The 25,122-nt window shown below is 51.7% G+C and carries 30 protein-coding genes and 1 pseudogene; 18 read left to right on the forward strand and 13 right to left on the reverse strand.

All coding sequences use genetic code 11. From position 1 onward, the window contains the following. Positions 1-68: 68 nt before the first annotated feature. Both EDM54_RS16505 and EDM54_RS16510 read left to right on the forward strand, forming a co-directional pair. Positions 69-770: a response regulator transcription factor gene (locus EDM54_RS16505; RefSeq protein ID WP_122958468.1), complete on the forward strand. Its 702-nt coding sequence runs from the start codon at positions 69-71 to the stop codon at positions 768-770. Further along, a complete protein-coding gene (locus EDM54_RS16510) occupies positions 767-1,993 on the forward strand; it encodes a sensor histidine kinase (RefSeq protein WP_122958469.1) in 1,227 nt (408 codons plus the stop codon). The genes EDM54_RS16505 and EDM54_RS16510 overlap by 4 nt, the downstream gene beginning before the upstream one ends. A gap of 32 nt (positions 1,994-2,025) precedes the next feature. Here the strand turns inward: EDM54_RS16510 and EDM54_RS16515 are convergent, their stop codons facing one another. Together EDM54_RS16515 and EDM54_RS16520 are read right to left on the reverse strand one after the other, a co-directional pair. Further along, entirely contained in the window at positions 2,026-2,313 is a 288-nt protein-coding gene (locus EDM54_RS16515; RefSeq protein ID WP_003389669.1) for a hypothetical protein, read from the reverse strand. Between the two features lie 159 nt (positions 2,314-2,472). Beyond that, the gene (locus tag EDM54_RS16520) at positions 2,473-3,483 is read right to left on the reverse strand and encodes an NAD(P)/FAD-dependent oxidoreductase (protein ID WP_003389668.1); all 1,011 of its coding nucleotides are present in this window, start codon (positions 3,481-3,483) and stop codon (positions 2,473-2,475) included. Between the two features lie 332 nt (positions 3,484-3,815). Between EDM54_RS16520 and EDM54_RS16525 the strand changes: the two genes are divergently transcribed. The 7 genes from EDM54_RS16525 (at position 3,816) to EDM54_RS16560 (ending at position 8,818) form a co-directional block, all read left to right on the forward strand. After that, the gene (locus EDM54_RS16525; RefSeq protein ID WP_003389667.1) at positions 3,816-5,006 is read left to right on the forward strand and encodes an NAD(P)/FAD-dependent oxidoreductase; all 1,191 of its coding nucleotides are present in this window, start codon (positions 3,816-3,818) and stop codon (positions 5,004-5,006) included. A 12-nt stretch (positions 5,007-5,018) separates the two neighbouring features. Continuing rightward, positions 5,019-5,270, forward strand: a complete 252-nt coding sequence (locus EDM54_RS16530) for a hypothetical protein (RefSeq protein WP_003389666.1) — start codon at positions 5,019-5,021, stop codon at positions 5,268-5,270. Between the two features lie 227 nt (positions 5,271-5,497). Beyond that, positions 5,498-5,980, forward strand: coding sequence for an NUDIX domain-containing protein (locus tag EDM54_RS16535; RefSeq protein ID WP_024983115.1), 483 nt, complete (start codon positions 5,498-5,500; stop codon positions 5,978-5,980). Between the two features lie 179 nt (positions 5,981-6,159). Beyond that, the gene (locus EDM54_RS16540) at positions 6,160-6,303 is read left to right on the forward strand and encodes a YuiA family protein (RefSeq protein ID WP_003389663.1); all 144 of its coding nucleotides are present in this window, start codon (positions 6,160-6,162) and stop codon (positions 6,301-6,303) included. Between the two features lie 177 nt (positions 6,304-6,480). Beyond that, positions 6,481-6,741, forward strand: coding sequence for a YuiB family protein (locus EDM54_RS16545; RefSeq protein WP_003389662.1), 261 nt, complete (start codon positions 6,481-6,483; stop codon positions 6,739-6,741). A gap of 400 nt (positions 6,742-7,141) precedes the next feature. After that, positions 7,142-7,717 (forward strand): DUF3221 domain-containing protein, encoded by a 576-nt coding sequence (locus EDM54_RS16550; RefSeq protein ID WP_024983116.1) that lies wholly within the window; start codon positions 7,142-7,144, stop codon positions 7,715-7,717. 483 nt (positions 7,718-8,200) lie between these two features. After that, positions 8,201-8,818 (forward strand): 3D domain-containing protein, encoded by a 618-nt coding sequence (locus EDM54_RS16560; RefSeq protein WP_003389661.1) that lies wholly within the window; start codon positions 8,201-8,203, stop codon positions 8,816-8,818. Between the two features lie 117 nt (positions 8,819-8,935). Here EDM54_RS16560 and EDM54_RS16565 read toward each other — a convergent pair whose 3' ends face one another. Together EDM54_RS16565 and EDM54_RS16570 are read right to left on the reverse strand one after the other, a co-directional pair. Continuing rightward, entirely contained in the window at positions 8,936-9,736 is an 801-nt protein-coding gene (locus tag EDM54_RS16565; RefSeq protein WP_003389660.1) for a cobalamin-binding protein, read from the reverse strand. Between the two features lie 74 nt (positions 9,737-9,810). Then, positions 9,811-10,293, reverse strand: a complete 483-nt coding sequence (locus EDM54_RS16570; protein ID WP_003389659.1) for a divergent PAP2 family protein — start codon at positions 10,291-10,293, stop codon at positions 9,811-9,813. Between the two features lie 150 nt (positions 10,294-10,443). On the opposite strand from EDM54_RS16570, the gene EDM54_RS16575 reads away from it, so the two are divergent. Genes EDM54_RS16575 through EDM54_RS16590 form a run of 4 tightly spaced genes read left to right on the forward strand, consistent with a single transcriptional unit; the run spans position 10,444 to position 13,516 of the window. Beyond that, positions 10,444-10,815, forward strand: coding sequence for a DUF309 domain-containing protein (locus EDM54_RS16575; RefSeq protein WP_003389658.1), 372 nt, complete (start codon positions 10,444-10,446; stop codon positions 10,813-10,815). Positions 10,816-10,875: 60 nt separating this feature from the next. Continuing rightward, entirely contained in the window at positions 10,876-12,378 is a 1,503-nt protein-coding gene (locus tag EDM54_RS16580; RefSeq protein ID WP_031931943.1) for a leucyl aminopeptidase, read from the forward strand. 55 nt (positions 12,379-12,433) lie between these two features. Next, the gene (locus EDM54_RS16585) at positions 12,434-12,868 is read left to right on the forward strand and encodes a CoA-binding protein (RefSeq protein WP_003389655.1); all 435 of its coding nucleotides are present in this window, start codon (positions 12,434-12,436) and stop codon (positions 12,866-12,868) included. Between the two features lie 51 nt (positions 12,869-12,919). Then, complete coding sequence (locus EDM54_RS16590; protein WP_003389653.1) at positions 12,920-13,516, forward strand: sulfite oxidase-like oxidoreductase; 597 nt, start codon at positions 12,920-12,922, stop codon at positions 13,514-13,516. 58 nt (positions 13,517-13,574) lie between these two features. Here the strand turns inward: EDM54_RS16590 and EDM54_RS16595 are convergent, their stop codons facing one another. After that, on the reverse strand, positions 13,575-14,390 hold the full coding sequence (locus tag EDM54_RS16595) for a DUF2935 domain-containing protein (RefSeq protein WP_122958470.1): 816 nt from the start codon (positions 14,388-14,390) through the stop codon (positions 13,575-13,577). A gap of 70 nt (positions 14,391-14,460) precedes the next feature. Here EDM54_RS16595 and EDM54_RS16600 point away from each other — a divergent pair. Further along, a pseudogene (locus EDM54_RS16600) lies at positions 14,461-14,724 on the forward strand (helix-turn-helix domain-containing protein); the annotation flags it as partial. A 78-nt stretch (positions 14,725-14,802) separates the two neighbouring features. Next, positions 14,803-15,273: a DMT family transporter gene (locus tag EDM54_RS16605; RefSeq protein WP_024983121.1), complete on the forward strand. Its 471-nt coding sequence runs from the start codon at positions 14,803-14,805 to the stop codon at positions 15,271-15,273. Between the two features lie 139 nt (positions 15,274-15,412). On the opposite strand, the gene EDM54_RS16610 is transcribed toward EDM54_RS16605, so the two are convergent. After that, positions 15,413-15,655, reverse strand: a complete 243-nt coding sequence (locus tag EDM54_RS16610; RefSeq protein WP_122958471.1) for a hypothetical protein — start codon at positions 15,653-15,655, stop codon at positions 15,413-15,415. Between the two features lie 157 nt (positions 15,656-15,812). Between EDM54_RS16610 and EDM54_RS16615 the strand changes: the two genes are divergently transcribed. Continuing rightward, positions 15,813-17,396, forward strand: coding sequence for an alkaline phosphatase family protein (locus tag EDM54_RS16615; protein WP_122958525.1), 1,584 nt, complete (start codon positions 15,813-15,815; stop codon positions 17,394-17,396). A 76-nt stretch (positions 17,397-17,472) separates the two neighbouring features. Here EDM54_RS16615 and EDM54_RS16620 read toward each other — a convergent pair whose 3' ends face one another. Both EDM54_RS16620 and EDM54_RS27240 read right to left on the reverse strand, forming a co-directional pair. After that, positions 17,473-17,670, reverse strand: coding sequence for a hypothetical protein (locus tag EDM54_RS16620; RefSeq protein ID WP_081607785.1), 198 nt, complete (start codon positions 17,668-17,670; stop codon positions 17,473-17,475). Between the two features lie 204 nt (positions 17,671-17,874). Continuing rightward, on the reverse strand, positions 17,875-18,849 hold the full coding sequence (locus EDM54_RS27240; RefSeq protein WP_003389646.1) for a globin-coupled sensor protein: 975 nt from the start codon (positions 18,847-18,849) through the stop codon (positions 17,875-17,877). A gap of 387 nt (positions 18,850-19,236) precedes the next feature. Between EDM54_RS27240 and katA the strand changes: the two genes are divergently transcribed. Further along, complete coding sequence (gene katA / locus EDM54_RS16630) at positions 19,237-20,700, forward strand: catalase KatA (RefSeq protein ID WP_122958472.1); 1,464 nt, start codon at positions 19,237-19,239, stop codon at positions 20,698-20,700. A 231-nt stretch (positions 20,701-20,931) separates the two neighbouring features. Here the strand turns inward: katA and EDM54_RS16635 are convergent, their stop codons facing one another. Together EDM54_RS16635 and EDM54_RS16640 are read right to left on the reverse strand one after the other, a co-directional pair. Beyond that, a complete protein-coding gene (locus tag EDM54_RS16635) occupies positions 20,932-21,165 on the reverse strand; it encodes a sulfurtransferase TusA family protein (RefSeq protein ID WP_024983458.1) in 234 nt (77 codons plus the stop codon). Positions 21,166-21,333: 168 nt separating this feature from the next. Continuing rightward, positions 21,334-22,404: a YeeE/YedE family protein gene (locus tag EDM54_RS16640; RefSeq protein WP_031931936.1), complete on the reverse strand. Its 1,071-nt coding sequence runs from the start codon at positions 22,402-22,404 to the stop codon at positions 21,334-21,336. 211 nt (positions 22,405-22,615) lie between these two features. On the opposite strand from EDM54_RS16640, the gene EDM54_RS16645 reads away from it, so the two are divergent. Then, a complete protein-coding gene (locus EDM54_RS16645) occupies positions 22,616-23,509 on the forward strand; it encodes an AEC family transporter (protein ID WP_003389642.1) in 894 nt (297 codons plus the stop codon). 240 nt (positions 23,510-23,749) lie between these two features. Here the strand turns inward: EDM54_RS16645 and EDM54_RS16650 are convergent, their stop codons facing one another. The 3 genes from EDM54_RS16650 to EDM54_RS16660 all read right to left on the reverse strand — a co-directional run bounded on the left by EDM54_RS16650 (position 23,750) and on the right by EDM54_RS16660 (position 25,087). Continuing rightward, positions 23,750-23,950, reverse strand: coding sequence for a hypothetical protein (locus EDM54_RS16650; RefSeq protein WP_003389641.1), 201 nt, complete (start codon positions 23,948-23,950; stop codon positions 23,750-23,752). Positions 23,951-24,009: 59 nt separating this feature from the next. Further along, positions 24,010-24,372, reverse strand: coding sequence for a cupin domain-containing protein (locus EDM54_RS16655; protein ID WP_024983454.1), 363 nt, complete (start codon positions 24,370-24,372; stop codon positions 24,010-24,012). A gap of 175 nt (positions 24,373-24,547) precedes the next feature. Beyond that, positions 24,548-25,087: a superoxide dismutase family protein gene (locus tag EDM54_RS16660; protein WP_122958473.1), complete on the reverse strand. Its 540-nt coding sequence runs from the start codon at positions 25,085-25,087 to the stop codon at positions 24,548-24,550. Positions 25,088-25,122 lie beyond the last annotated feature (35 nt).

The raw sequence follows: 25,122 nt of genomic DNA on the forward strand, positions 1-25,122 counted from the left end.
GACATAGCTGAAAAAAGCCTTGCTAGCAAGCACAATACGTTCACATGGTCAGGCAAGGGGAGAGGAACATGAGCTACTTGATTTATCTGGTGGAGGATGAGGAGAATCTAAACCAGGTTCTGGCCTCCTACCTGGAAAAGGAAGGCTGGCAGGTGCGCTGCTTTTCCGACGGGAATGCAGCAAGGGCTGCGATCATGGAGGCGCCGCACCTCTGGATTTTGGACATTATGCTTCCTCATGTGGATGGATACCAGCTGATTCGCGAGATTAAAGCCCGCCAGCCACATACTCCCGTAATCTTTATTTCTGCACGCGATGCGGAGCTGGACCGTGTCATCGGTCTGGAAATGGGCAGCGACGATTATTTGCCCAAGCCTTTTTTGCCGAGGGAGCTGGTGATTCGGGCCGGAAAGCTGCTGCAGCGGATCTATGCGGCAACGAGCTCGCCAGCGGCCAATCAGACAGCAGCGGCTCTTGGCCGGTCTGTGCGGATGCTGCCGCCTTACGAAATCGACGAAGGCTCCCGAATGGCCCGAATCGACGGGCAAAAGATTGAGCTGACCACCAAGGAGTTTGATTTGCTCTTGCTGCTGTCCGCTCATCCGGGACAAGCGCTGTCGCGGGAACAGATTCTGCTGCGGATTTGGGGAGAAGAATATGATGGCAGTGACCGCGTCGTCGACGATTTGATGCGCCGGCTGCGCAAAAAGCTGCCCAAGCTGCGTGTGGAGAGCATTTACGGGTATGGATACAGGCTGGTGGAGCGATGAAAAACTATCCGTTGGCTGTTCAAATTTGGCTCATTTTTGCCAGTATTACGCTGGGGGTGACCTTGCTGCTCGCGCTGCTGTTTCCGTGGGCGCTGCGCAGCTTCTTTACCAAAGAAATTTATGCGCAGATCGAAGCCTCCCAAGACGTATTCCTTGCATATGCGACCTCCTCCGTGGACGGCTGGGAGGACAAGGGGCTCTTGAAGCGGGAGCTGGAACGCCAGAATGTTCGGGCCGTCACACATGTCATTTTTCGCGAAAATGGAAAGGTGATCGGCGGGAAGGCACTGCCCGAATCGCTTGTAAAGATGCTGAACGAGGATATCGGAGAACAACTGGCCGATGTCCAGCAATACGTTCGGCCTGTGGAGGACGAGTCGATCTACTACGTAATCCGGCGAGAGACGCTGGCCGGAAAGACAATCTATCTGGTCTCTTATGTTTGGAACTCGTATTTGAACGGATTGGTAAGTACCTTGTTGTGGCGGCTTATTCTCATCATGGCGGCGGTGCTGCTCATAAGCTGGCTTCCGTGCTTGTGGCTGGCCCGTTACTTGACCAGACCGCTGGTGGAGATGGAACAGCGGGTCAAGCGAATCGCCGACCGGGATTGGAGCGAGCCGTTCGTGCTGGAGCGTGCTGACGAGATCGGCCGTTTGGCGGGCTCCATCGAGCGGATGCGCGAACGGCTCGTATCGCAGAACGAGAAGCAGCAATCCTTTTTGCAGCAGGTTTCGCACGAGTTGAAAACGCCGGTTATGGTCATCCGCAGCTATGCCCAGTCCATCCTGGACGGCATCTTCCCAAAAGGAGATATACCGGGGAGCGTACGGGTGATCGACGAAGAGGCGGAAAGGCTGGAGGAGCGAATTCGGGGACTGCTGTACATAACGAAGCTGGAATATTTGGAGCAGCAGTCCTCCCGCAAGCTATTTCGCCTTGATGAACTGGTCGTAGAGGTGTGGGACCGGCTCAAGTGGAAGCGGACCGATGTCGACTGGAGCTGCTCTGCGGAAGCCGTGACCATATCAGGGGACCCGGAGCAGTGGAAGGTAGCAGTGGAGAACCTTCTGGACAACCAAATGAGGTATGCGCAGAACAAAATCACGCTTGCTTTGGGACAAAAGAACGGAAATGCCGAGCTTCGCATCGGCAATGACGGACCGCCGATCCCCGAGGAAAAAACGGAACACCTGTTTAACCGTTTCAGCAAAGGGGAATGAAGCGGTAGCGGCCGGGCTGGTAGTTCCGATGCCTAGTCGCTCGCAGCCTGCATATAGCGAAACAGGGTGTTTTCGTCCCATTCCTCTACGGCCAGGATGTGTTCCTCCGAACAGTTGGGGCACCAGCCGAGATGCAGGCAGCGATGTTGCAGGGCATCGGGCACGCCATTGCTCAGCTTTGAATCTTCGATCTCCCTGTACGGGCTGTAGTCCCCGTAGTAATCATAAAGCCGGCCGCTGTCATCCAGAGGATGGGAGCATAGCGGACATGCCTCGCGCAGATCGAGGAGACCGTTGCATACGGGACAGAGATGATCCATCAGGCGCATAACTCCTTTTACGTGTCTGGTTCTCTCCCTACTTTGCACAGGGGAAGCGGTGTCTATACAAAAATGCGAAAGGTCTGCTGCTTGCCGGGGAACCGGCAGCATAAAAAAGCTCTGCGGCCCTTCAACAGGGTGGCAGAGCTTTGATCTTGTCTACGCCTTGAAATTGTCCATGCTGGAGGAGTGGCCGGGCTGCAGCTTCGCATCCGGATTGATGTAGCCCACGGCGTTGTTCACCGCTGTCGGCGCTTCGCCGAATCCGACGGCGATCAGCTTTACTTTGCCCGGATAGGTCGAGACATCGCCTGCCGCGTAAATGCCGGGAATGTTGCTCTCCATCTTGGAATTTACGACGATCGCGCCCTTTTCCAGCTCGAGTCCCCAGTTTTTGATCGGGCCAAGCGATGAGATGAAGCCGAAGTTGACGATGACGGCGTCTACTTCCAGTTCCTTTTCTTCTTTTGTGGTGCTGTTTACGAGTGTGAGGCGTTCGATTTTCTCGTCTCCGTGGATGGCTGAGATTTCGTATGGTGTTGTTACGTTTACTTTGGAGGACATGAGCAGCTCGACGCTGTGCTCGTGTGCACGGAATTTATCCCGGCGGTGGATGAGTGTGACTTCCTTGGCGATCGGCTCGAGCATCAAGGACCAGTCAACAGCAGAATCCCCGCCTCCGATGACGGCAACGCGCTGCCCTTTGAAGGAGTTTAAGTCGGTAACGAAGTAATGCAGATTGGTTTTTTCGTATTTGACGGCGTCTGGATGCTCTAACTTTCGAGGTTCAAATGCGCCGACTCCGGCGGTAATAATGACGGCACGCGAATAGTGTATGCCTTTGTCTGTCGTAAGCTCGAAGATGTTGTCTGCTTTCTTTTCGACATTTTCCACCTTTTCCTCAAGGCAGATCGTCGGATTGAATCGGGACAATTGCTCTTTTAGATTGTTAATCAAATCTTGCGCAAGCACTTTCGGAAACCCGGCCACATCGTATATGTATTTCTCCGGGTAAAGAGCGGAAAGCTGTCCGCCCAGTTGGGGCATACTTTCAATAATTTTTACGCTTACCTGACGCATTCCGCCGTAAAATGCAGTGAACAGGCCAGCAGGGCCTCCACCGATAATCGTAATGTCGTATACCTGCTCGTCCTTTTGCAGAAGATTCAACCTAAGCACCTCCGAAATATTCTGAAAGCATCCTTTCCTATTATACCCATACTTGAAAATGAAAAAAAGCAAAGAAAAGAACAGCGTAGGCAAATATGGCTTGCAAAACTTGTCGATTCCCCTTAATATGATCTTGAATGTAAAGAAATTGACACATTTTTTTATCCCAGCGTTTGTGCCATTTTTCACAGATTGCCGCATAGGATGAGACATGGCAATAATTCCGTTTATTCATTGGCGATCAAAAAGGGAACCTTAAAGCGTAGCCAATCACGTGAAATTTCGCACAAACCTTCAGGGATTACTATCATTCATGAATGGAAGGGATATCCATGAGTACACCCAAAATCCTCATCCTCGGCGCCGGGTACGGGGGCCTGTTGACCACTCTGCACCTGCAAAAAAAGCTCAACTACAATGAAGCAGAAATCACGCTGGTCAACAAGCACAACTATCACTACATCACGACCTGGCTGCATGAGCCGGCTGCGGGAACAGCACCTGCGGATCATGCCCGCGTGCCTCTCGATCAAATTATTGACATGAACAAAATCAATTTTGTCAAAGATACCGTCCAATCGATCCAGCCGGAAGAGCGTACGGTTACACTGGATAGCGGAAACGTTTTGAGCTACGACTACCTCGTGATCGGCCTCGGAAGCGATCCGGAAACCTTCGGCATCGAGGGCCTGAAAGAGTATGCGTTCAGCATCCGCAGCATCAACGCTGTTCGTCAAATCCGCGAGCATATCGAGTACATGTTTGCGAAATATAAAAATGAACCGCATCGCACGGATTACCTGACATTCGTCGTGGGCGGAGCCGGATTTACGGGCATTGAGTTCAGCGGCGAGCTGGCTGACCGCATTCCTGAGCTGTGCCAGGAATTCGACGTTGACCCGAGTTTGGTAAAGATTTACAACATTGAAGCGGCTCCAACCGCACTGCCAGGATTCGATCCGGAACTGGTTTCCTACGCGGTCGATATTCTGCAGAAAAAAGGCGTCGAGTTCATGATCGGAACGGCGATCAAGCAATGCACGCCTGAGGGCGTAGTGCTCGCCAATGGAGAAGAAATCAAGGCTGCTACAGTTGTCTGGGCCGCAGGTGTTCGCGGCAACAGCATCGTGGAAAAATCCGGATTTGAAGTCATGCGCGGACGTGTCAAAGTAGACGAGTTCCTGCGTGCTCCAGGGTACGACAACGTATTCGTCGTCGGCGACTGCGCCCTGATTTTCAACGATGAAGGCCGTCCTTATCCGCCGACTGCTCAGATTGCCGTACAAGAAGGGGAAGCGCTCGGTGACAATCTGGCGGCTCTCATTCGCGGCGAAGTGATGATGCCGTTCAAGCCAGCTCTCCAAGGATCTCTTGCTTCGCTCGGAAAAGGCGAAGGAATCGGTATGGTCGGCACGAAAAAACTGTTCGGCACCTCGGCCGCACTGATGAAAAAAGCGAGCGATCTGCGCTACCTGTACAAAATCGGCGGCGTTGGTCTCGCTCTGAAAAAAGTGCGCCTGTAAAAGGAGAAACCTATGCGCCACGCCAGTATCCAGGTCAGAGGATTGATGACCCGCGAAGAGATGGAGCGCTACAACGCGCTGATGGACGTAGGCGCCTACCTGGAAGACCAGGGGCGCCACGATCTCGCCCATCATATTCAGCGGGAAGTGGACATACTCATCCTGCCAGCGATTGATCGTTTGAAGGAAAAGGGCCGCGAACGCGACCGGGAAAACCTTCGCTACATGATTGACAACGGACTTCTGGATGAGGACGACGATTGACCAAGCTAGCGAATAGATGACTCGAAGATGCCCTCGGCGAACCAGAAGCCGGGGGTTTTTCATTGGAGGAACGAGCCAAATGGGCCGGCTGTTACTTGAAATGCCTCACACGGAGCTTCCTTGTTTTGAAGACATCCGGGCTTGCGTTTCGGTGCCAAATCGTATGTTCCGAGCTGGCGCTGTACAACCGGTTTCGCTATACTGACGAAAGAAAGGTGGGAGACCGTGTGCGAAAGACGAATGTATGGCTGGGCGCCTGCGGAATTGTGATTCGCGGCGAAGAGGCGCTGGTCGTGAAGAAAACGTACGGGGGTCTCAAAGGACAGTGGTCCTTTCCGGCCGGATTTGTGGAGCCGGGGGAGACCGTAGATGAAGCCGCCGTGAGAGAAGTTTGGGAGGAGACTGGAATACGCGCGGAAATACGGCGGTTGGCAGCCGTCCGCTCCGGAGTCATCCGCGATACGATCAGCGACAATATGGTGGTCTTCTGGATGGATTATGTCAGCGGTGAACCGCGTCCGCAGGAAGGGGAAATCGAGGTGGCAGCCTTTGTGCCGATCCGGCAGCTTCTGGAAGATCCGCTTTCCTCGACCTATTTGAAAATCATCCTGCCCACGTACCAGAAGCGAGAACAGAGCTTGGCCGGAGACGAATACCCGATCGACCCCGTTTTTCAATACACACGCTATAAAATCTTCTCGCAATCGTGAGTATACGCTAGATAACAGCCATTGTTGCCGCTTACATAGCGGTTTTTTTCTGTTTTTCCTCGCTTTTTTCAGTTGAAGAATGCTGTCTTTTTCTGATATAGTTAGACACATCCAAAAAATCAGAATTTTAAAAAATGTCGGTTATGCGAACCCGGCGCCATGGGAAAGGAGCGATCATCATGAGAAAAGAACAGGAACAATGCCCATACTGCAATGGACAAGGCTATTTTCAATTGCTGCTGGGTGGGACAGAAAACTGTCCGGGATGCGAGGGCTCGGGTGCCCACTCGGAGGAGATGTCCGCAGCTGCCGGCAATCGATGAGGGAAGTCTTTGAGAAGCCGATGAAAGTCGGCTTTTTTTGTGCGCCGCCAAAAGCGAGGCAAGCCCCAGTTTCCCAATTGACCTTATGCTTTGATTTCGATAGACTAGAAGCGATAACGGGCCGTCGGCTGCCGCGGTCCCATTTCTGTCGGAAGAGAGCAGGAGGTCTAAAAGCTCATGAGCTTGCTGCAATTTGTGGTGTCTGTTGTCTTGTTTGCTGTGCTTGGATTCGGGATCGGCTTTATTATAAACATGATATTGCGTACCACCTGGATGCCCGTCATCCTCGTCTTCGGAGTGGTCGTGGGCGCATTGATCTACAAAAACATCGTTCCCGGCCTTTGGGACTCCATCATTCTCGGCGTCGGCCTGATCGGAGCGGTGGCCAGCGGCTGGACGATCCAGACACTTCGGAAAAAAGGATATCGGATGTTTTAACTGACTTAGAAAGCGGACCTTACTCGGGTTCGTTTTTTCTTTTTTTAAAAGCGCTTGGAAAGCGGCTGCGGGGGAGAGAAGCATATTTCCAGTCCTGCGCTCCGGTCTTCGTCCTGCGAGGAAGCGCAGACTGTCCGCTACACAACGATTCGCGGGGGAGCGTAAAAGTGGCAGCCGCTTCGTAGCGGAATCAGGTTACGCTCCTGATTCCCGCGAATCGTTGTTCCGCTGGGATGGACTTCGCTAGTCGCTTTGACTGGAAATATGCTTCTCTGTAGCGGTTGATTTACGAATGATCAGGAAGCGGGAAAGACAGGACAGACAGGTAATTTTTGATATTATTTATGTACATGAAACAAAACGAATAACCCATTTAAGAGGACGCGAATAAGGAGGAGTTATGAAAAGGGTTATATCGATTGTAACGTTAACTACCTTCACACTCCTGGCAACAGGATGCTCAAATGATAAATCTACAGTCGAACGTAAAGGTCTTACAGGATTCGTCGTAGAGGCAGATTACCAAAAAAACAGACTTCTTGTAGTTGAAAGTGATGAAACAAAACAGGGTGAGGATTATGAAGCTGAATGGTACTCGTTGAACAAGGATGCGATAATCCTTGACAATAATAGTAATCCAGCTTTGTTTACCGATGCTGAAGTAGGGTCTAAGGTCGAAACGTGGTCAACTTCACATTCTTTAGAATCGTATCCAGCGTCTACAGACCTGAGTAAATTGATAATTGCAGATGATGTGAAGCATCCTGATTCCCCCATGCTCCAAAAAACAGCCATACAAGCTGCTATCATTTATATAAAGAACCTTACAAATAGACCGGGAACGATCATTATCCAGAATGTGAGCACAAACGAAACAGAGTGGATCATTCAAATCTATCATTACATTTACAATGAAGAGAAGAGTTATAAGTTAGGAATTGATGCAACAACCGGAGAGGTCAGGGAGATCCAATAGTAGTAGTTCATCAATTCAGTGATGAGGGGCAGTTTTTCCTTACTTCTTAGACGAGACGATTCCCCACTTTTTTAACTTTCTAAGAAAAGCAACGAAAAACCCAACAGCTGTAGAGATGAAAAAGGAGAAAACCGCAAAGGTCTTTGGGACACCTGCCCAGGCTTGCGAGCAAAAGTGGAACGGCATTTGCGTCCAACCTGAGAGACTTCGAGGAATGGGCTGCTTTTGGACGCAGTTCCGCTTTTGCTCGCAAGCCGGACAGTATCCGCATCCAAGAAGTGTCCCACCGAACCTGCCGCGGTTTTCTCCTTTTTCATCTCCTCCACAACAGTCTGAACCAACCGTTTTTCCACCGATGAAAAGCCTCAAAAAAGAAACGCAAACCGCCCAAACTATCCCGAATATTTCAGCTTCTGGTTGAATTTGTGTATAGTTTCCTCCTCTCCGGGACAAGATTAGTAGCGAGAGGAGGTTTTTTACAGAATGAATGTGAAGCGATTGGTTAGTGTCATCGTTTTGGCTGTAACCGTCCTGACAGGCTTTGCGAGCGATGGATTGGGCTACAACGCGATCGGTGATCGATCTGTCCAGACCGCTTATGGAATCAGGGAAACCAGGGAAGGGCAGCAGGTCGTGAAAAAACGGGCTGTCTCCACCAGTTCATTTAGCCAGGTCATCGACAAAGCAGATGCGATGCTGGAGCAATATCCGAAAATCCGCGTTGTCGCTACCGGATACTACGCCGGATATGAATCAACGGGGAAACATCCGAGTCATCCATCCTACGGGATTACATATTCAGGCGTGAAGGTCCGTCGTGGCGAATACTCCACCATTGCTGCTGATCTGCGCGTGTTTCCACTGGGGACAGTGTTGTACATCCCCGGCTATGGTTACGGAGTTGTCGCTGACAAAGGAGGGGCTATACGCGGCAACAAAATCGACCTGTATTTTGAAACCAAGCAGGATGTATTCAAGCAGTGGGGGAAGAAGTCCGTAGACGTATACCTGGTCCGCCGGGGCGACGGGAAAGTAACAGAGGCGATGATGCAAGGGTTGAATGAAAAAGGGATTGCGGCGATGGCCGAACCTATTGACTAGTGTGATCGAAAGCAAACGAATGTGACTTTTAAAAAAGGATTTGCTTTAGCTATTTCAGCTGGCAAATCCTTTTTCGCATGAGCTCTGATCAAAATCTTGCAGCGTTCCATGCAAAGCTTAGTTTCGAGAAGCGGGCAGCTTTTCGGCGAGCTCGGGGTGGATCAGGGAGACAAGACGCTCCAATCCGTCCAGGATACGCGGAGAGGGCCTGCAGTAGAGGCCTTCTTCCAAAAGGTGCACCTGCTTTTTCCGAATAGCCGCCATCTCTTGCCATTCAAGGCGATCAGTGATCATAGCCGGTTTAATCCTTCGAAGCTCAATGCCGCACCAGACTACGCAAATATGGTCGGGATTGCGTTCCAGGACCATCTCGCGGGTCGCTTTTACATTGGGGACGGAAAAATCGGCAAACACATTCATGGCGCCGGCGATCTCGCTTACATCCGTCAGCCAGTTGTCCCGGCCCGGGGTGTAGATCGGATTGGGCCACCACTCCCAGTAGAGCTTTGGCGTAGTTTCAGCAGCCAACGCTGTTTGCCTGATGGTTTCAGATCTTTCGACAAAGTGATTGGCAAGCCGCTCTGCTTCCAGGTGTCTGCCGGTCGCTTCCCCGACGAGCCGGATATCCCGCGGGATGTCGGTGAAACGCTGCGGGTTGAGGACGATATGGGGAATCCGGCGGGCAATCAATGCTTCCACATTCTTTTCCATTCCAGGGACACTGAGCGAAGCTACGACCAAATCCGGTTTGAGGGCTTCCACCTTTTCCATGTCGATGGTCAGGTCAGGTCCGACGCGAGGCAAATGCTGCCACTCGCCTGGCCAGTCAGAGTGATCATCCAGCCCCACCACTTCCTCTTTCAACCCCAGATAATAGAGAATCTCCGTATTGCTCGGACAGATGGAAACGATCCGCATAACCCTTCCCCCTCCGGTTGTGTAAAGATCAGACCAGGACAGATTTTTCGTCTCCTGGTCTTTCTGTCGCCTGCTTATGCATAGAAGAGACGATCGACGATAATGGCGATCACGATTCCCAGCCATCCGCCGATAAGCACCTCGATCGGCTGGTGACCGAGCAGTTCCTTCAGCTTCTGGGCCTTTTCCTGATTCGGACGGACCTTGAAGGTTTTCATGCCTTCCAGAAGGTGATTGAATTCATCTACCAGCTTATTCAGAACGACAGCCTGCATTCCTGCATGGCGGCGAACGCCAGCCGCATCAAACATGACGATGATGCCGATAATGGCAGAAATGGCAAACATGCTGCTGGTGAAGCCTTCGCGAATGCCGACTGCTGTGGACAGTGCGGTAACAGCTGAGGAATGAGAACTGGGCATACCGCCTGTGCTGAACAAAAGCGACCACTGCCACGTCTTGGTGGCAAAGTAAGTAAGGGGAATCTTGACAAACTGGGCAATTCCTATGGCAATCAAAGCCGCCCATAAGGGAAAGTTGTCAAATATCGCTGCCATAGTGAAAATCCATTCCTTTCTGCTGTGCACTTCTAGAGATTATTGTAACAGAACGGCGTTATGCTCATCCGTGAAGTTTTCGTTGGGATTTCGAGACAAGCCAATCTGTGTTACCATAAAGATGGAAGGTTTGAAACGGAGGCAACGCTTATGAGTTACCCCGAGCAGTATCTCCAGTTTATTGATTTGTTCAATAAAAAAGAATACTACGAGTGTCACGATCTGCTGGAAGAAATCTGGATGGAGGATAAATCCAACAAGTTCCTTCAGGGACTCCTGCAGATGGCAGTCGGGCTGTACCATTTCTCCGGCGGCAACATCAAGGGAGCGCGCTGGATGTTCGAAAACAGCCGCAAGTACCTGACGCCCTATGCGCCCAGGCACTGGGATCTGGACGTATCTGCCGTGCTTGCTTTTCTGAATGAATGCATAGCAGCACTTCCCGAGGAGAATGCCATCCCGTACACAGAGGCAAAGGCGATGCCGTTTCCTGACTTGCACCTGACGCTGGGCACGCGCTGAAAATCGGAAAACAAATGTGCCCATAATTGTATCCTATCACAGAGAAAGAAGGAAGAGTATATGAACGTCACTGTAGAAAAACGTATGGATGGGTGGAACGTCGCCTGCGACGAGTTGATCATTCCTCTCTGGAAAGGAGAGGAGATTGCGGCGGCGTATCCGGAGTTGGACCAACGCTTTGACGGCGGTCTTGCCGCGATGCAAGCGGATAAGGAGTTCAGCGGCGAAGCGAAGACAGTGGCTATTGTTCACACGATGGGAAAACTGGCGGCAAAAAAATTAATCATCGCCGGCATGGGCAATCCCGAGTCGTTTGACTTCGTTTCGGCACGGGCTGCATGGGGACGCGCAGCCAAGGTTTCCACGACGAAGGGAAAGGAAAAGCTCGTTGCGATCGATGTGCGGACGAAGGGAAGTCTGGAGCTGGACCGTCTGGCTCAGGCGATGACAGAAGCGTTTGGGCTCGCTTCGTACCATTACGAGGGCTACCGTCAAAAGCCGAAGCGCGAAGCGGAACCGCTCAGCACCGTTCAGCTTCTGGTCGGCAGCGATGAGGAAGCCGCGACCGCTATGGTCGGCGTGATGCGCGGCGAGGCGCTGGCGCAGGGAACCAATTTGGCCCGCACGCTTGTCAACGAGCCCGGCAATTACTTGACACCGACCGCGTTGAAGGACGCTGTCGTGGCTGTCGCCGAGCGCTACGGTATGGAGTATGAAGTGCTGGCAAAAGATAAACTGGAGGAATTGGGGATGGGCGGCGTTCTGTCCGTTGCAAAGGGAAGCGCGGAGGAGCCGTTCGTCGTCGCCGTCAAATACCAGGGCAAGGAAAACTGGGAAGACGTCATCGGTCTGATCGGAAAAGGCGTTACCTTTGATACGGGCGGTATTTCCATCAAGCCGGTAGCCGGCATGGAGGACATGAAATCGGATATGGGCGGGGCAGCGGCCATGATCGGGGCTCTGGAAGCGATCGGGCAGCTAAAGCCGAAAGCAAACATCCTGACCGTGATCGGCTGTGTCGAAAACATGCCATCATCAACGGCCTACAAGCCTGGGGACGTCATCACTACGATGAGCGGGAGAACCGTTGAAATCATCACCACCGATGCGGAAGGCCGACTCGTTCTGGCGGACTGCATTACATATGCCAAACAGAAAGGCGTTTCCTGCCTGCTCGACGCGGCTACCTTGACCGGGGGCATCGTCGTCGCACTGGGCCACTACTGCTCCGGTGTCATGACGAACAACGACGCTTTGGTGGGAGAGGTACTGGATGCTGCCGGCCAAGCGGGTGAACGGCTCTGGCAGCTTCCGACCTTTGACGAATACCGCGAGCTGAACAAAAGCCGTTTTGCCGATCTGAAAAACTCGGGCGGACGTTACGGTCACGGCATTATCGGCGGAGTCTTTTTGCAGGAGTTTGCCGAAGAGACGCCGTGGGCACATCTGGACATCGCGGGCACAGCGTATTCTGCCAGCGCGAATGATATGAACCCGGCAGGCGGTACAGGCGTCATGGTGCGAACCATCGCCCAGTTTGTAATGAACCGCAGCCAGGCATAAGTACAGATACACGATCAAACAGCCAATCATAGCGGAATGAAGGAGGAAGTTATCCATGTTCCAAAATCCAAGCGATGAAAAACGCCGCCAGCTCCTGCAGGAGGCAAACACAATCGCAGTCGTAGGTCTTTCCGACAAGCCGGATCGGACCAGTCACATGGTAGCGGCAGCCATGCAGAGCGCTGGCTACAAGATCATCCCGGTCAATCCGGTGATCGCGGGAAAAACGGTACTGGGTGAAAAAGTCGTCGCCTCGCTTACCGACATCGACGAGCCTGTCGACATTGTAAACGTCTTCCGCCGCAGCGAGGATATTCCTCCCGTGGCCGAAGAAACGCTGAAGATGAAGCATAAGCCGAAGGCATTTTGGCTGCAGCAGGGCATCTCCAACGAGCAGGCGGCAGAGCAGGTGTCCAAGGAAGGCATCGACGTCATTATGGATCTGTGCATAAAGGTGGACCACGCTCTTTTACGCATTGGCAAGAAGTAATGGCTGCACAAAAACAACCGTGGAATGGTTTCGGCGAAGGAGTGAAGTCAGATGTTTTACAACAAGACAGCAGAGGCAAAAAATGACCGTGTCCCACCGAATCAAAAGGTGACGACCGGCTTCCCTGTATTGCATTACGGCGAAGTGCCGGAGTACACCGATCTTGCTGCGCAGTGGAGCTTCCGCATCTTCGGGCTCGTGGAAGAGGAAGTGACATTGTCGTACGAGCAGATGATGGCTCTTCCAAAAGGAACGACCACGAACGACATTCACTGCGTTACAGGCTGGAGCAAGCTGGACAACGTCTGGGAAGGCATCCCCGTAGAAGAGATCGTCAAGCTCGTCAAGGTCAAGCCGGAGGCCAAATACGTCATGCTTCACGCGGAGCACGGCTGGACAGCCAACATGCCGCTCAGCGACTTTTTGACGCCGGGCAATCTATTTGCCAACAAGCATAACGGCGAGGAACTGACGCCGGACCACGGCTGGCCGCTCCGTTTTGTCATTCCTCACCTGTATTTCTGGAAGAGTGCAAAGTGGGTGCGCGGCATCGAGTTTTTGGAGCGTGACAAGCAGGGCTTCTGGGAGAAAAACGGGTATCATATGTATGGCGATCCCTGGAAGGAGCAGCGTTTTGCGTGGGATTAAATAGACGTAGAAAGGAGGCGGAGAAACCGCCTCTTTTTTTTGAACCATAGCGGGACTTCTACTGTTCAATCCTCGGCCTCGTAGGATAACAGTCCGGCATTTTCACATCCGATACCTCAGACAGCTTCAGCAAGTAATAACACTCCTCCCGCGACATGTGGTCGGCCATCAGCGGAGACAGCACGACCAATACTTCATCCCGCAAGCGCATTTCCGTCAATTCATGCAAGAAGGATTGGAAAAGCTGAATCTCCATTTCTGCCTGGTGATGGAAACGGCTTAGCGCAGGAAAGCTTTGCAAATGGGTACGGAGATATCCGGCCAATTCAACGGCTTTTAGATAAAAATGTTCAAACTGCTTCGTAAAATGATTGCTTTTTTGCTTATAGTCATGTTCCACCATGTCCAGAAGCGAACTGATCGTAGCAGCATGCCCGGCAGCGTCAGACAGCCACAGCAGATGATAATGAACGGCATGAAAAGTGGGAGCTCCGCTTCCGGAAAGGACATCGTTGAGGATTCGTTCGTATTCCTCCAATTCGTTTACCATGTGGTTTAAAAAAGTGGGAGGCAGGCTGATCGCAATCTTTCCGACAAGATGCCGCTCCAATAGATGAAGCTTAAATTCACGCAATTTCTCCGTGAAGAGGCTCGCCTGTTGATTCAGCAAATGAATGTCCTCGCCAGAGAGATTTTGGCGTGCGTATTCAAGCAGCTTGTCAAAGGACTTGATAAAGTGGCTTGCTTGCTCAATCTCACGGGTCTCTTTTGGCGCCAGTGACTGATGAATAAACCGGGCATGATCGCCGAGTATTTGCAGCCAAAATCTATGTTCAAACATAATGTCACTTTGTACATCGACTTTGTTTTTCATGTCATTCCCTCCCTTTGCACACTTCAGGGTATGTGCAGGAGCCCAAATGTGTGTAAAGGGTGAACAGGGGAATCGGATGCACCCCGTGGAAGTGAGATTGGCCAGTTATCTGTTGTCTGTCTGCTTTGATGCAGCCGATTCCCGGTTTCAAGGGCAATTGAGCACGGCCAGTCTGAGGGATGCCGCGAACTCAATCGGAACCAGCTACCGACATCTGAACAGGGTCATCCGGCAGTTTTGCACGGAGGGTCTGATCGAACGCAGCAAAGAGTACATCCTGGTTGCGGACAAGGAAGGGGTAAGAGCGCTGGCAGGCGATAATATTTACGAATAGACACATGGCAATAGGCTTCAGAAGAGCAGGGCGGCGATCAATCATCATCCAGGGTGCAATCACGGGAGAGGAAAGCGTATGATATCGGGACGGATACTTGCAGTTCTCGCAGGTTCGCTGGTCAGTCTGCAAAATATTTTCAACAGCAAGGTAAATGAACGAGCGGGATCCTGGGCAACCACGGCGCTCGTATTAGGCATGGGATTTTTGGCTTCGCTTGTGATCGGTCTGCTATTTGAAGGCGCAGAGCTGTCTGTCTTGGAAAAGATGCAGCCCTGGTACTGGTTTAGCGGTTTGATCGGAGTTGGAGTAGTCATTTGTCTGGTGCAGGGGATCAGGCTGCTCGGCCCAACGTACGCCAGCTCGGTCGTTTTGTCAGCGCAGCTCGGATTTGCGTTATTGTGGGTCTCTCTAGGCTGGTTCGGTTTGGAGCAAGTCCCGTTTACTTTCAAACAGGTGGTCGGCGTGCTGGTCCTCGTCGGCAGTATCATCGTTTTTAAATTTGGCGGTAAACATGAGGCGCAGGAGTCGTCCAAGCAGCCAGCGTAGATGATCCGTTGAGCTTTCTCGCAGGCGATGACCTGTGTGCACATTCCGTTTTCGTTATCGGAAATAGCTGCCATCCGTTTGCCTCTTCTCCCTGGCGGTTGCGCTCAGGGATTTTTTATTGGGCAGGCGGGTACTGCCACTACAGCTTGACAGCGAACAGCCAGAGAATCACCCCAGCCACGGCAGCACCTAGCAGGAGCAGCACCGCCCATATTGTGCTATTTCCCTGCTGCTTTGCTTGTACTTGTTCCTGACCCTGGTTCTTTTCTTGTTCCTTTGGTTGTTTCTTTCTGAACAGCAGCGGCAATTGAGAAGCGGCTATCGCGGCAATGCCCGAAAAAATCCAGAACCGCATCGTTTTCTTCGTTTCGTTGTCTTCCATGCTCTGCACCCTCCTAATAGCTTCAGTATGCGTCAAATGCCGGGAAATGTTGTAGGAGGAACGGGTTTGTCCAACCGAGTCTAAATTGACTGTATGGGCAGCATCGCTGCATAGAAATATTGCGTTGGGAAATTTTATGGTTAAAAAGGGTGGGCTCATGAAGATCAAGGATAGGGTTTCTTTATTGCTCGCCGTCAGCCTGTGCCTGTTGACCATCGGTTGCCGGACAGACCCCGGCCAGCAGCTAAACCAGCAAAGCGTCAAATCCCCGGCGTCTGCCAATCAAACGGCAAAACCCGTCATACTGATTGTCATTGATTCGTTGATGGACAAGCCATTGCGGGAAGCGATTCGGCAAGGCCGCGCCCCCGCTTTGAAGCATTTGCTAGCGAACGGGCACTACTTTCCGAAGGTCGTCAGCTCGTTTCCGACGATGTCCGTCACCATCGACAGCACTTTATTGACCGGGACATACGCAGATCGGCATCATGTTCCGGGCCTTGTCTGGTACAGCGGCAAAGAAAAGCGGATGATTTTCTATGGAAACGGCCCAAAGGAGGCCATGAAAATCGATCAGCCGCAAGTATTGATAGACTCCGTGCAGCAGTTAAACCAGGTTCAATTGAACAAGGAAACGAAAACGATTCATGAGGAGCTGGCGGAAAAGGGAAAAAAATCGGCGTCGATCAATGCGATTGTATTTCGGGGAAAAACGGAACACAGCTTGAAAGTCCCCGGCTGGATCTCAGCCGCCACTCATATGCCAGACGCATTGAACGTAACGGGACCTGAATGGCTTTCCTATGCGGCGTTTGCACAACTGGACCCGAACAACCGCCACGACCGTCTGTGGAAAAAGTACGGGATGAACAATGATTTTTCCGGTCATGACGTGGCCTATTTGATCACGAAAAAACAGCTTCCGCCTTTTACAATCGCATACTTCCCGGAGAATGACATGACCGTCCACAGAGGGGGCGTCGCCAACCTGGATGGGATAGCAAAAGCGGATCAGGCGCTGCAGGTCGCGCTTAACGCTTACGGCTCGTGGGATCGGGCGGTGAAGAACGCCGTTTGGATCGTTATGGGGGACAGTGCACAGAGCGCCGTGTACGACGACCGGGACAAAGCGACGGTCGACCTAAGACCGCTATTGGCTCCGTATCGGATCGCGAAAATCGGCCAACCGGTAAGGCCCGAGGATCAGGTTGTGATTTCCACCAACGAGCGCATGGCTTACATCTATGCGATTGATAAGAAGGTCCGGTTAGCCGACATCGTGAAGCGGCTGCAGGCCGAGGACAAGCTCGATATCATTGCCGTGAAAGACGGCAAAAACGTGCGGGTTACTGCAGGCAATACCAGCGATCAGTTTTCTTATCGTCCCGGCGGAAGATACACGGATGAGTACGGGCAAACATGGACGATATCGGGAGAACCGAAGCTGGCGGATATTGCGATTGCCAATAAGCGGATCAAATACGGGAAGTATCCGGATGTTTTGGCGAGACTGTACGGTGCGGTGCATTCTCACGAAGGAAGGTATGTTGTCGTCACGATCAAACCCGGATACGAACTGGTCACGGAAAGCTCCCCCACTCATCTCGGCGGAGGAGCTCACGGTTCGCTTCATGAAAAAGATTCGCTTGTCCCGATGATTGTAGCCGGAACAGACACCCGGCCAAAAACGCTGCGCCTCATCGATATGAAAGACTGGATTTTGCAATTGGCAAATCGGTAGAGAACAAACTCCCTCGCTGCCTGGACAGCACAGGGAGTTTGTTTGAAGCATTACAGGCTGCTCGCCCCGCGACTGATTATGCCTTTGACGGATCACCCATAAACCAGGATATATACGTGCACCGCTTGCAAATCAGGATGGCTGCCTCTTTGTTTGCCCAATCCAGCCCGAAAAAGGTAGCTCCCCGCGAGTTTAACTGTCTATAGTCCTTGTCAAACGTGTCGTTTTGACAGCACGGACAAGTGAGAATCGTCCCGCCGATTTTATATTTCAAACCCATTCACTCCCTGTCATTTGATACATAAAAATACGAAATTACCCAAAAAAAGGTTTCAAAAGGAGGCGGTCTGTGTGTCGTGGCAGTGTCCTCAAAAGGAGCGGCTTCCTCCCAAAACAAGTGATTTGGGGACTGAAGCGGAGCTTTTTGCAAAAAAGCAAGCGGCCATAGGAAATCAATGAGTCCATGGCCGCATGCCGTTTATTGGTGCTTGTTATGTAATCGGTTCGAAATCTCATCCAGCGTGTGGATGATCGAAAAGAGCTGGTCGGAGGTAGCAGCCATCTGTTCAGCAGAAACAGTGGAAAAGGCTATCTGTTGGTCAATTTTTTGCAATTGGTTGGTAATCTTCAGCAGAGATTGATGGATATGTTTGGAGGAGGCATTCGATTTATCCGCCAATTTTCGCACCTCATCCGCAACGACGGTAAAGCCGCGGCCGTGCTCGCCAGCTCTGGCAGCTTCTATGGCGGCATTGAGTCCAAGCAAGTTGGTCTGCGAAGAGACTTCCGAAACGAAGTCGCTGAGCTTTTCGATTTCTTCGTTGTGCGTTTTCAGAACATCCATGGAAAGGGCAATCTCTTCATTGCATTCGGCAAGCTTTGAAGCCGACTCGGCAAATACGGAAGAGATCCGAACGGCTTCCTGTGTCGTGGTCGTAAGCTCTGTTGCCATTTGCTCCATCCGCTGGCGATATGCCAAATTTTCTTCCATGGTATCCCCGATGTACTGCTCGAGAATGATGGCAGAATCAAAGAAAACTCGTTTGCTAAGCGCGCGATAAAAGGCATGCCCATCAGGCAAGGCTTGGATTCTTTCAGCAAACAGGCGCAAATAGAGAGAGTATCCGCCCAGAAACCAGGAAGCGGACAACCCGATCTTGGCATGGATAGCGCCTATTTTTTGCCGAGTGTGTATATAGTCAGCATCAATGACGGTAGAAGAGAGAGATTCCAGGTACCGCAGTTGTGTTTTCTTTAGTCTGTCTACAGTACTGTTGGTACGAATGAGTTGGTCGAGAATCGAGTGTCTCTCCAACTCCTGATAGAAACAGTCTACGATCTCTTCCGAGTAAGTCTGAAAAAAGTCGCGATGTGAATGCAAAAGATTCAGATCGTCTTTTGTCAGGTCATAAAACGCGAGGAGTTGGCTCCATTTGTTCTCTAGCGTAACCATGATGTGTGCCCCTTTTAGAAAAATAGAAAAATATATTCTCAAATTTTACCAGAGTTGAAAGTAGGATGAAACCCAAATTTTTCATGCACGGGGTTGTCATTCCTTCTTCTCGAACTATTCCCGAATGTTTCTGATGCGAAACCTGATGGGTTTGGCACTGTGATTCAGCACAGTTTGGAGAATAAAATCGCAAGATCCGGGCATAATAAAAAATACGCTGTTAACAACCTTTTTCATCCCCCCGCTTTGGCGGGGGCTTTTTTTTGCTTTTTTACAGCAATCATTGTAACAATTACTTATTTAAATTTATTATAAAAAAGTATTGATTTTATTTTGAGAAGTGTTATCATTTGTTTTGTAAGAACAAACTGGTGAGGTGAATAGGTGATGAGTGCAAACAAGAACAACAACCTGACGACTAGCTGGGGTACTCCGGTCGGGGACAACCAAAATTCGATGACAGCCGGTTCCCGCGGTCCCACATTGATTCAGGATGTGCATCTGCTTGAGAAATTGGCGCATTTCAACCGGGAGCGCGTGCCAGAACGGGTCGTGCATGCCAAAGGCGCCGGTGCGCATGGCTATTTTGAAGTCACAAATGACCTGACAGCGTACACCAAAGCTGCTTTCTTGTCAGAAGTAGGCAAACGTACACCTCTCTTTGTTCGCTTCTCGACGGTTGCAGGCGAGCTGGGCTCGGCCGATACAGTCCGCGACCCTCGGGGTTTTGCCGTCAAATTTTACACAGAAGAAGGCAACTATGATTTGGTAGGGAACAACACGCCTGTTTTCTTTATTCGGGACGCGATCAAGTTCCCGGATTTCATCCATACACAAAAAAGGGATCCGAAAACGCATTTGAAAAATCCGACAGCGGTATGGGACTTCTGGTCTCTTTCCCCAGAATCCTTGCATCAGGTGACGATCTTGATGTCTGACCGCGGCATCCCTGCTACTTACAGACATATGCACGGCTTTGGCAGCCATACCTTTAAATGGGTCAATGCAAAGGGAGAGGCCGTCTGGGTCAAATACCACTTCAAAACGGAACAAGGGATCAAGAATCTAACGCCCGAAACAGCGGCTCAAATTGCCGGTGAAAACCCTGACTATCATACAGAGGATCTGTTCAATGCGATTGAAAAAGGCGACTATCCTGCGTGGAGGCTATACGTGCAGATCATGCCGCTGGAGGATGCCAATACGTACCGCTTTGACCCATTTGATGTGACGAAGGTATGGTCGCAAAAAGACTATCCGCTGATCGAAGTGGGGCGCATGGTGTTGAATCGCAACCCGGAAAACTACTTTGCCGAGGTTGAGCAAGCGACATTTTCACCCGGCACGCTTGTTCCCGGCATTGAAGTGTCTCCTGACAAAATGCTGCAAGGACGCCTGTTTGCCTACCATGACGCACACCGTTACCGCGTAGGGACGAATCACCAGATGCTGCCGATCAACCGGCCGCGCAACGAGGTGAACAACTATCAACGCGACGGACAGATGCGTTTTGATCAGAACGGCGGCGGCTCGGTATACTATGAGCCCAACAGCTTCGGCGGTCCGACGGAGGCGCCCGAGCACAAGCAAACGGCTTATCCGGTGTCAGGCTTGGCCGACAGCGTCGCCTATGATCGGGATGACCACTACACGCAGGCCGGAGATTTGTACCGGCTGATGAGCGAGGATGAGCGCGCGCGTCTGGTTCAAAATATTGTGAATGCGATGAAACCGGTGGCAAAAGAAGAAATCAAGCTTCGCCAAATCGGACACTTTTACAAAGCGGACCCCGAATACGGAACACGTGTTGCCGAGGGACTTGGCCTGTCTGTACCGGAAGAAGTGAAATAAGACGGTCGGGACTGTCTGCTTCAGCCGTTTGGCAAAGCGGGAAATAACGAAGAGGTGAAAGACGATGAACCTTCAAAAGGTGCTATGTCCGGTCTGCCAATCGGAAATCAGGTATTTGAAGCACAGCATTATTTGTGATTGCGGCATGCGGCTGAAGCCAAAACGGAAACGGGCGTAGGCAAGATAGGCGCCTTTTGAGGGTGGATACGAGAGCAAAAAGACGCGGCAGCTTCAGCCTGCCGCGCCTTTGCGTATCGTGATTTGCCACTGGGCATCATCGGTTTGTTCGAAGGAGACGACCTGATGTCCGTTTTTGACGGCCCATCGGGGCAAGCTTTCTGTCGCTTGCGTGCAGTCAAAATCGATGATCAGCTCCTGTCCCGGCGCCAGCTCCCTAATGGCGCTTTCCGCTTCGACCAGCGGGAAGGGGCAAACCATGCCGATGACCTGCAAATGTTTTTTCATGCGGATTCTTCCTTTCTTAGAAGAGTATGAGGCAGTAAAAGCGTTGTGCCTGGCCGCAGCAAAACCAGTCGGCAGCAAAGCCGGTCGCAGCAATGCTAACTGCCAAAGCCCACGGCAGTCACAGTTTCGCGAGGGTAAAGCTTACGATCGTCAATCTGCTACCGATCGTCAAACCGCTACCGACTGGCTCGGGGCTGCTCCGCTGTTGGCTTTGCGTTTTCCGCGAATGATCACAAAATAGGTGGCAACCCAGGTGCCCAAAATGATGAACAAGGTGGCGACCCAGCCCTGCCAGGTGAACAGCGACGTGTTGACCAGCCCGTTTCCGATGGTGCAGCCGCCGGCGATACTGGCGCCGAAGCCCATGAACAGGCCGCCAAAGAAGTTGTTCCGGATCGTTTTGATGTCAGGCAGCCGCCAGCGGAACTCGCCGCTGCCCTTGGCAGCGACGTAGGAGCCAAGCGCGATGCCGATGACCAGAAATACAGCCCAGTCGAGAAATTTGATGTCGCCGGTCGTGATGTAACGCAAAAGGTTGCCGCTCGGAGTGGTAATGCCCAGTCCAAACATGCGGCCGGTAGCTTCGCTCATCGGCCATGCCGCAATGGCGATTACGCCGACGATCAGTGCGGTCACAAACGGATGCCAGCGTTTTTCAAACAGCAGATGGGCAAGCCCTGTTTTTCGCCGTTTCAACGTCGGTACGGCGAAGGACGGCTGGCGCAAATGCCTCCAGACGATCAGCCCGACGAGAACAGCAAACAAGGCGACGAGCACCCAAGGGGAAATCCCCAGAGTCGTATAGATAAACACATCCTCGCTCTTTTGTCCGGTCAAGGCATCGGAAGCCGGCTTTAAAACGCCCCATTTTGTCGCCACGGTCCCCAGCATGTAGGCGAACAGCGCGATCCAGCTGCCTAGTAGCCCTTCGCCCGCACGGTACCAGGTGCCGGTTGCGCACCCTCCGGCAAGGACGATCCCCAGGCCGAAGATAAATCCGCCTAGTGTCGCTCCGAGCCACGTGAACGGCACTTCCGAAAGCTGGATCAGGCCGAGGCCGGCCAGAGCGTAGACGCCGATGCTCTGAACGGCGATGGCAATCAAGACGGCGATGAACATGCGATTGTCCTTGACCAGAATGACATCGCGATAGGCGCCGACCACGCAAAACCGTCCCCGCTGCAAGACAAATCCGAGAGCGAGCCCGCAAAGAAGTCCCAATACAATTTTCGCTGCCATGTTCATCCTCCCCAAGCGTGGTGTTTTGATTGTAAATTATAAATACAGCAATTCCGATATGTCAAATATGAATTGTGTGGAAACTTGTTTTTGTTTCTTGCTTTGAACAACGCGTTGGAAAGGAAAACGGGCATAAGAAGAATCAGCGGTTTGCAACTTCGTCTGGTATACTATTCTCAATCAACAATCGACTCGGAAGTAGGTTGCTATCATGATCTTTTTTGAAGTCATTTTGCCCGTTCTGCTTATTTTTTTGAGCGGCTACGTCTTGCAGCGCATTTTCAAGCTGGATCTAAAACCGATCTCCACGCTTGCCATTTACGTTTTGACGACCGCCCTGGTGTTCCGCACGTTTTACAAAACCCCGCTGGATCTGCAGTTGTTTTACATTGTGATCATTTCGCTGCTGCTTCTGGCCGGATTGATCGTCATTACGCAGCTGACCGCAAGATTTTTCAAGTACGACAAGCAGCAGGAAAGCGCGTTGATGCTGTCGACGGCTTTCATGAACAGCGGAAACTACGGAGCGCCGATCATTCTTTTCGCGTTTGGGGAAACGGGCTTTCACTACGCCGTGCAAATCATGGTGTTTCATTCCATCATCATGGGCGTGTTCGGCGTCTATTTTGCTTCTCGCGGGGAAAATGGGGCGAGAACAGCGGTCAAGGCGGTATTGAAGCAGCCGTCCAATTATGCGGTCATCGTGGCCGTTGCGATGCAGCAGTTCCAGGTGGTCATTCCGGAGAGCTACTACCAGGCGATCGATCTCGTAGCGCAGGCGGCGATCCCTACCGTTATGCTGATCCTCGGGATGCAGCTGGCGAATGTATCGTCGAGCACCTTTGAATGGCAAAGCTTGAGTGTGGCCACCGTGATTCGACTGGTGGCCTCGCCGCTCCTGGCATATCTCATCTGTCTGTGCTTTCCGATTGATCCGCTATTGCAAAAGGTTCTGGTCATTCTGGCCGCTATGCCATCGGCTGCCACGACAGCGATGTATGCGATCCAGTTCAACATGCGCCCCCAATTCGTCTCCAGCAGTGTTTTGGTCACAACGTTGATAAGCGTGGGGACGCTGACGTTTTTGCTCAATATCATGCAGTAGGAAAAAAATGCCTGACATCCTGTCTGCGGCTATCGGCGGCGGGTTTGCTTCAAGCGTAAAGGTTGACATTTTACGTTTAACGTCTAAACTCGAAAAGTCTATCGTTGTTCACTTATAAAAATTGTTTGGGATTGTGGCATGCCTGTCCCGTGCTTCCCTCGCTCCGGCGGGGGATTTTTTTCGGACAAAAAATAAACTCCGCCCAAAAACTGCGGAGGTAGTAGGCATATGGCTTGCAGGCTAGCTGCTGAAAAAACCGCTGCTGGAGCGTTTCTTCTTTTTGTAATAGGAGCTGCCGTAGTAGGCATGCCCGTTTCCGTGAGGATGGCTGTGGCCTTTTCTGTGATGGTAATCGCTGCTGCTGTACTTGCGGTATTTGTGTGAATGAGTCGTTCCATGTTTGCCGAGCAGGTTGTTTAACAGTTTTTTAAACACGTTCATCACTCCCGCAGGTAATGGTTGCTCTATCCTTTACGATTGTGACGGCTGCAGGTTTCAGTCTAAATGGTATCCAGCTTGGCGACGGTCCTCTCGTTGTTCACATTTCCTGTGTTCAATGTGCTTTTCGGCTCGATCAGAATGACGTGGCATTCGCCTTCCGGTACGGACGGTTTGTGCTCCACGCCCTTGGGAACGATGATAAACTCGCCTTCCTCGACCCATTCATCCCGGTCGCGGAAATGCATCAGCAGTCTTCCTTTGACGACCAGAAAAAGCTCATCCTCATCTTCATGATGATGCCAGACGAACTCTCCCTGAAACTTGGCAAGTTTGATGTAGAAATCATTGAGGTCGCCGACAATCTTTGGACTCCAGTATTCCTGGAACAGCGCAAACTTTTGCGAAATATTGACCTTTTCCATCCCTGCACCTCTTTGGTTTATATTTGTCCACGTGCAAGTATGATTACGTTAGCCTTTTGATTATAGCACGCTGCTGATGTACCAAACGGGAGGGATTGCACTTTGACGAACAAAAACAGGCTGCCACAAAGGGCGCCTGTTCAGTTGTTTTTCGTGTATGCAGGTATCGGTATCGTTACGCTTCCCACGGCTGGATGATCCCGCAGGCCAAGCGCTTGCCGGAATTGCCTGCCGGCTGGGTGCGATAGTCGTCCGGGTTTTGATGGATGATGATCGTTTTCCCGATGATGTCTCTCACCTGGAACCGATTCGTGAAAAAGCTCATGCGGGCGTATCCATCGTTGGAGAACAGCACGGGAAAATCGCTCGCGTGATTGCCGTGGGGCTGATTCGTCGGATTCCAATGTTCTCCCGCCCGCTTGAATGGGTCCTGCGGATCGCCGATTTCGCAAGTGGTTCCATCATGTATATGGAAGCCATGGGGCCCGATTGGCTGCCGGCCCGCTGATCCCGGTCGGTAGGGAGGAAAGCCGGTTACTTCGACAAGAACGTCAGTGCCATAAGGAACTTCGGTAAATGTCACATAGCCTTGGAGATTGGGCGCCAAGGGACCCCCTTGTATCCAGGCAATCGCCCGGGCCGGTTGAGCGTGCACTTGCTCGGAATCCGCGACTGGATAGGGATAGGGAAAGCCCTGTTCTGAATAACTGTACATAACACTCCTCCACTTTCTGTTTTTGAGACTGCCTA

The organism is Brevibacillus borstelensis (assembly GCF_003710865.1).
Classification (GTDB): Bacteria; Bacillota; Bacilli; order Brevibacillales; family Brevibacillaceae; genus Brevibacillus; species Brevibacillus borstelensis.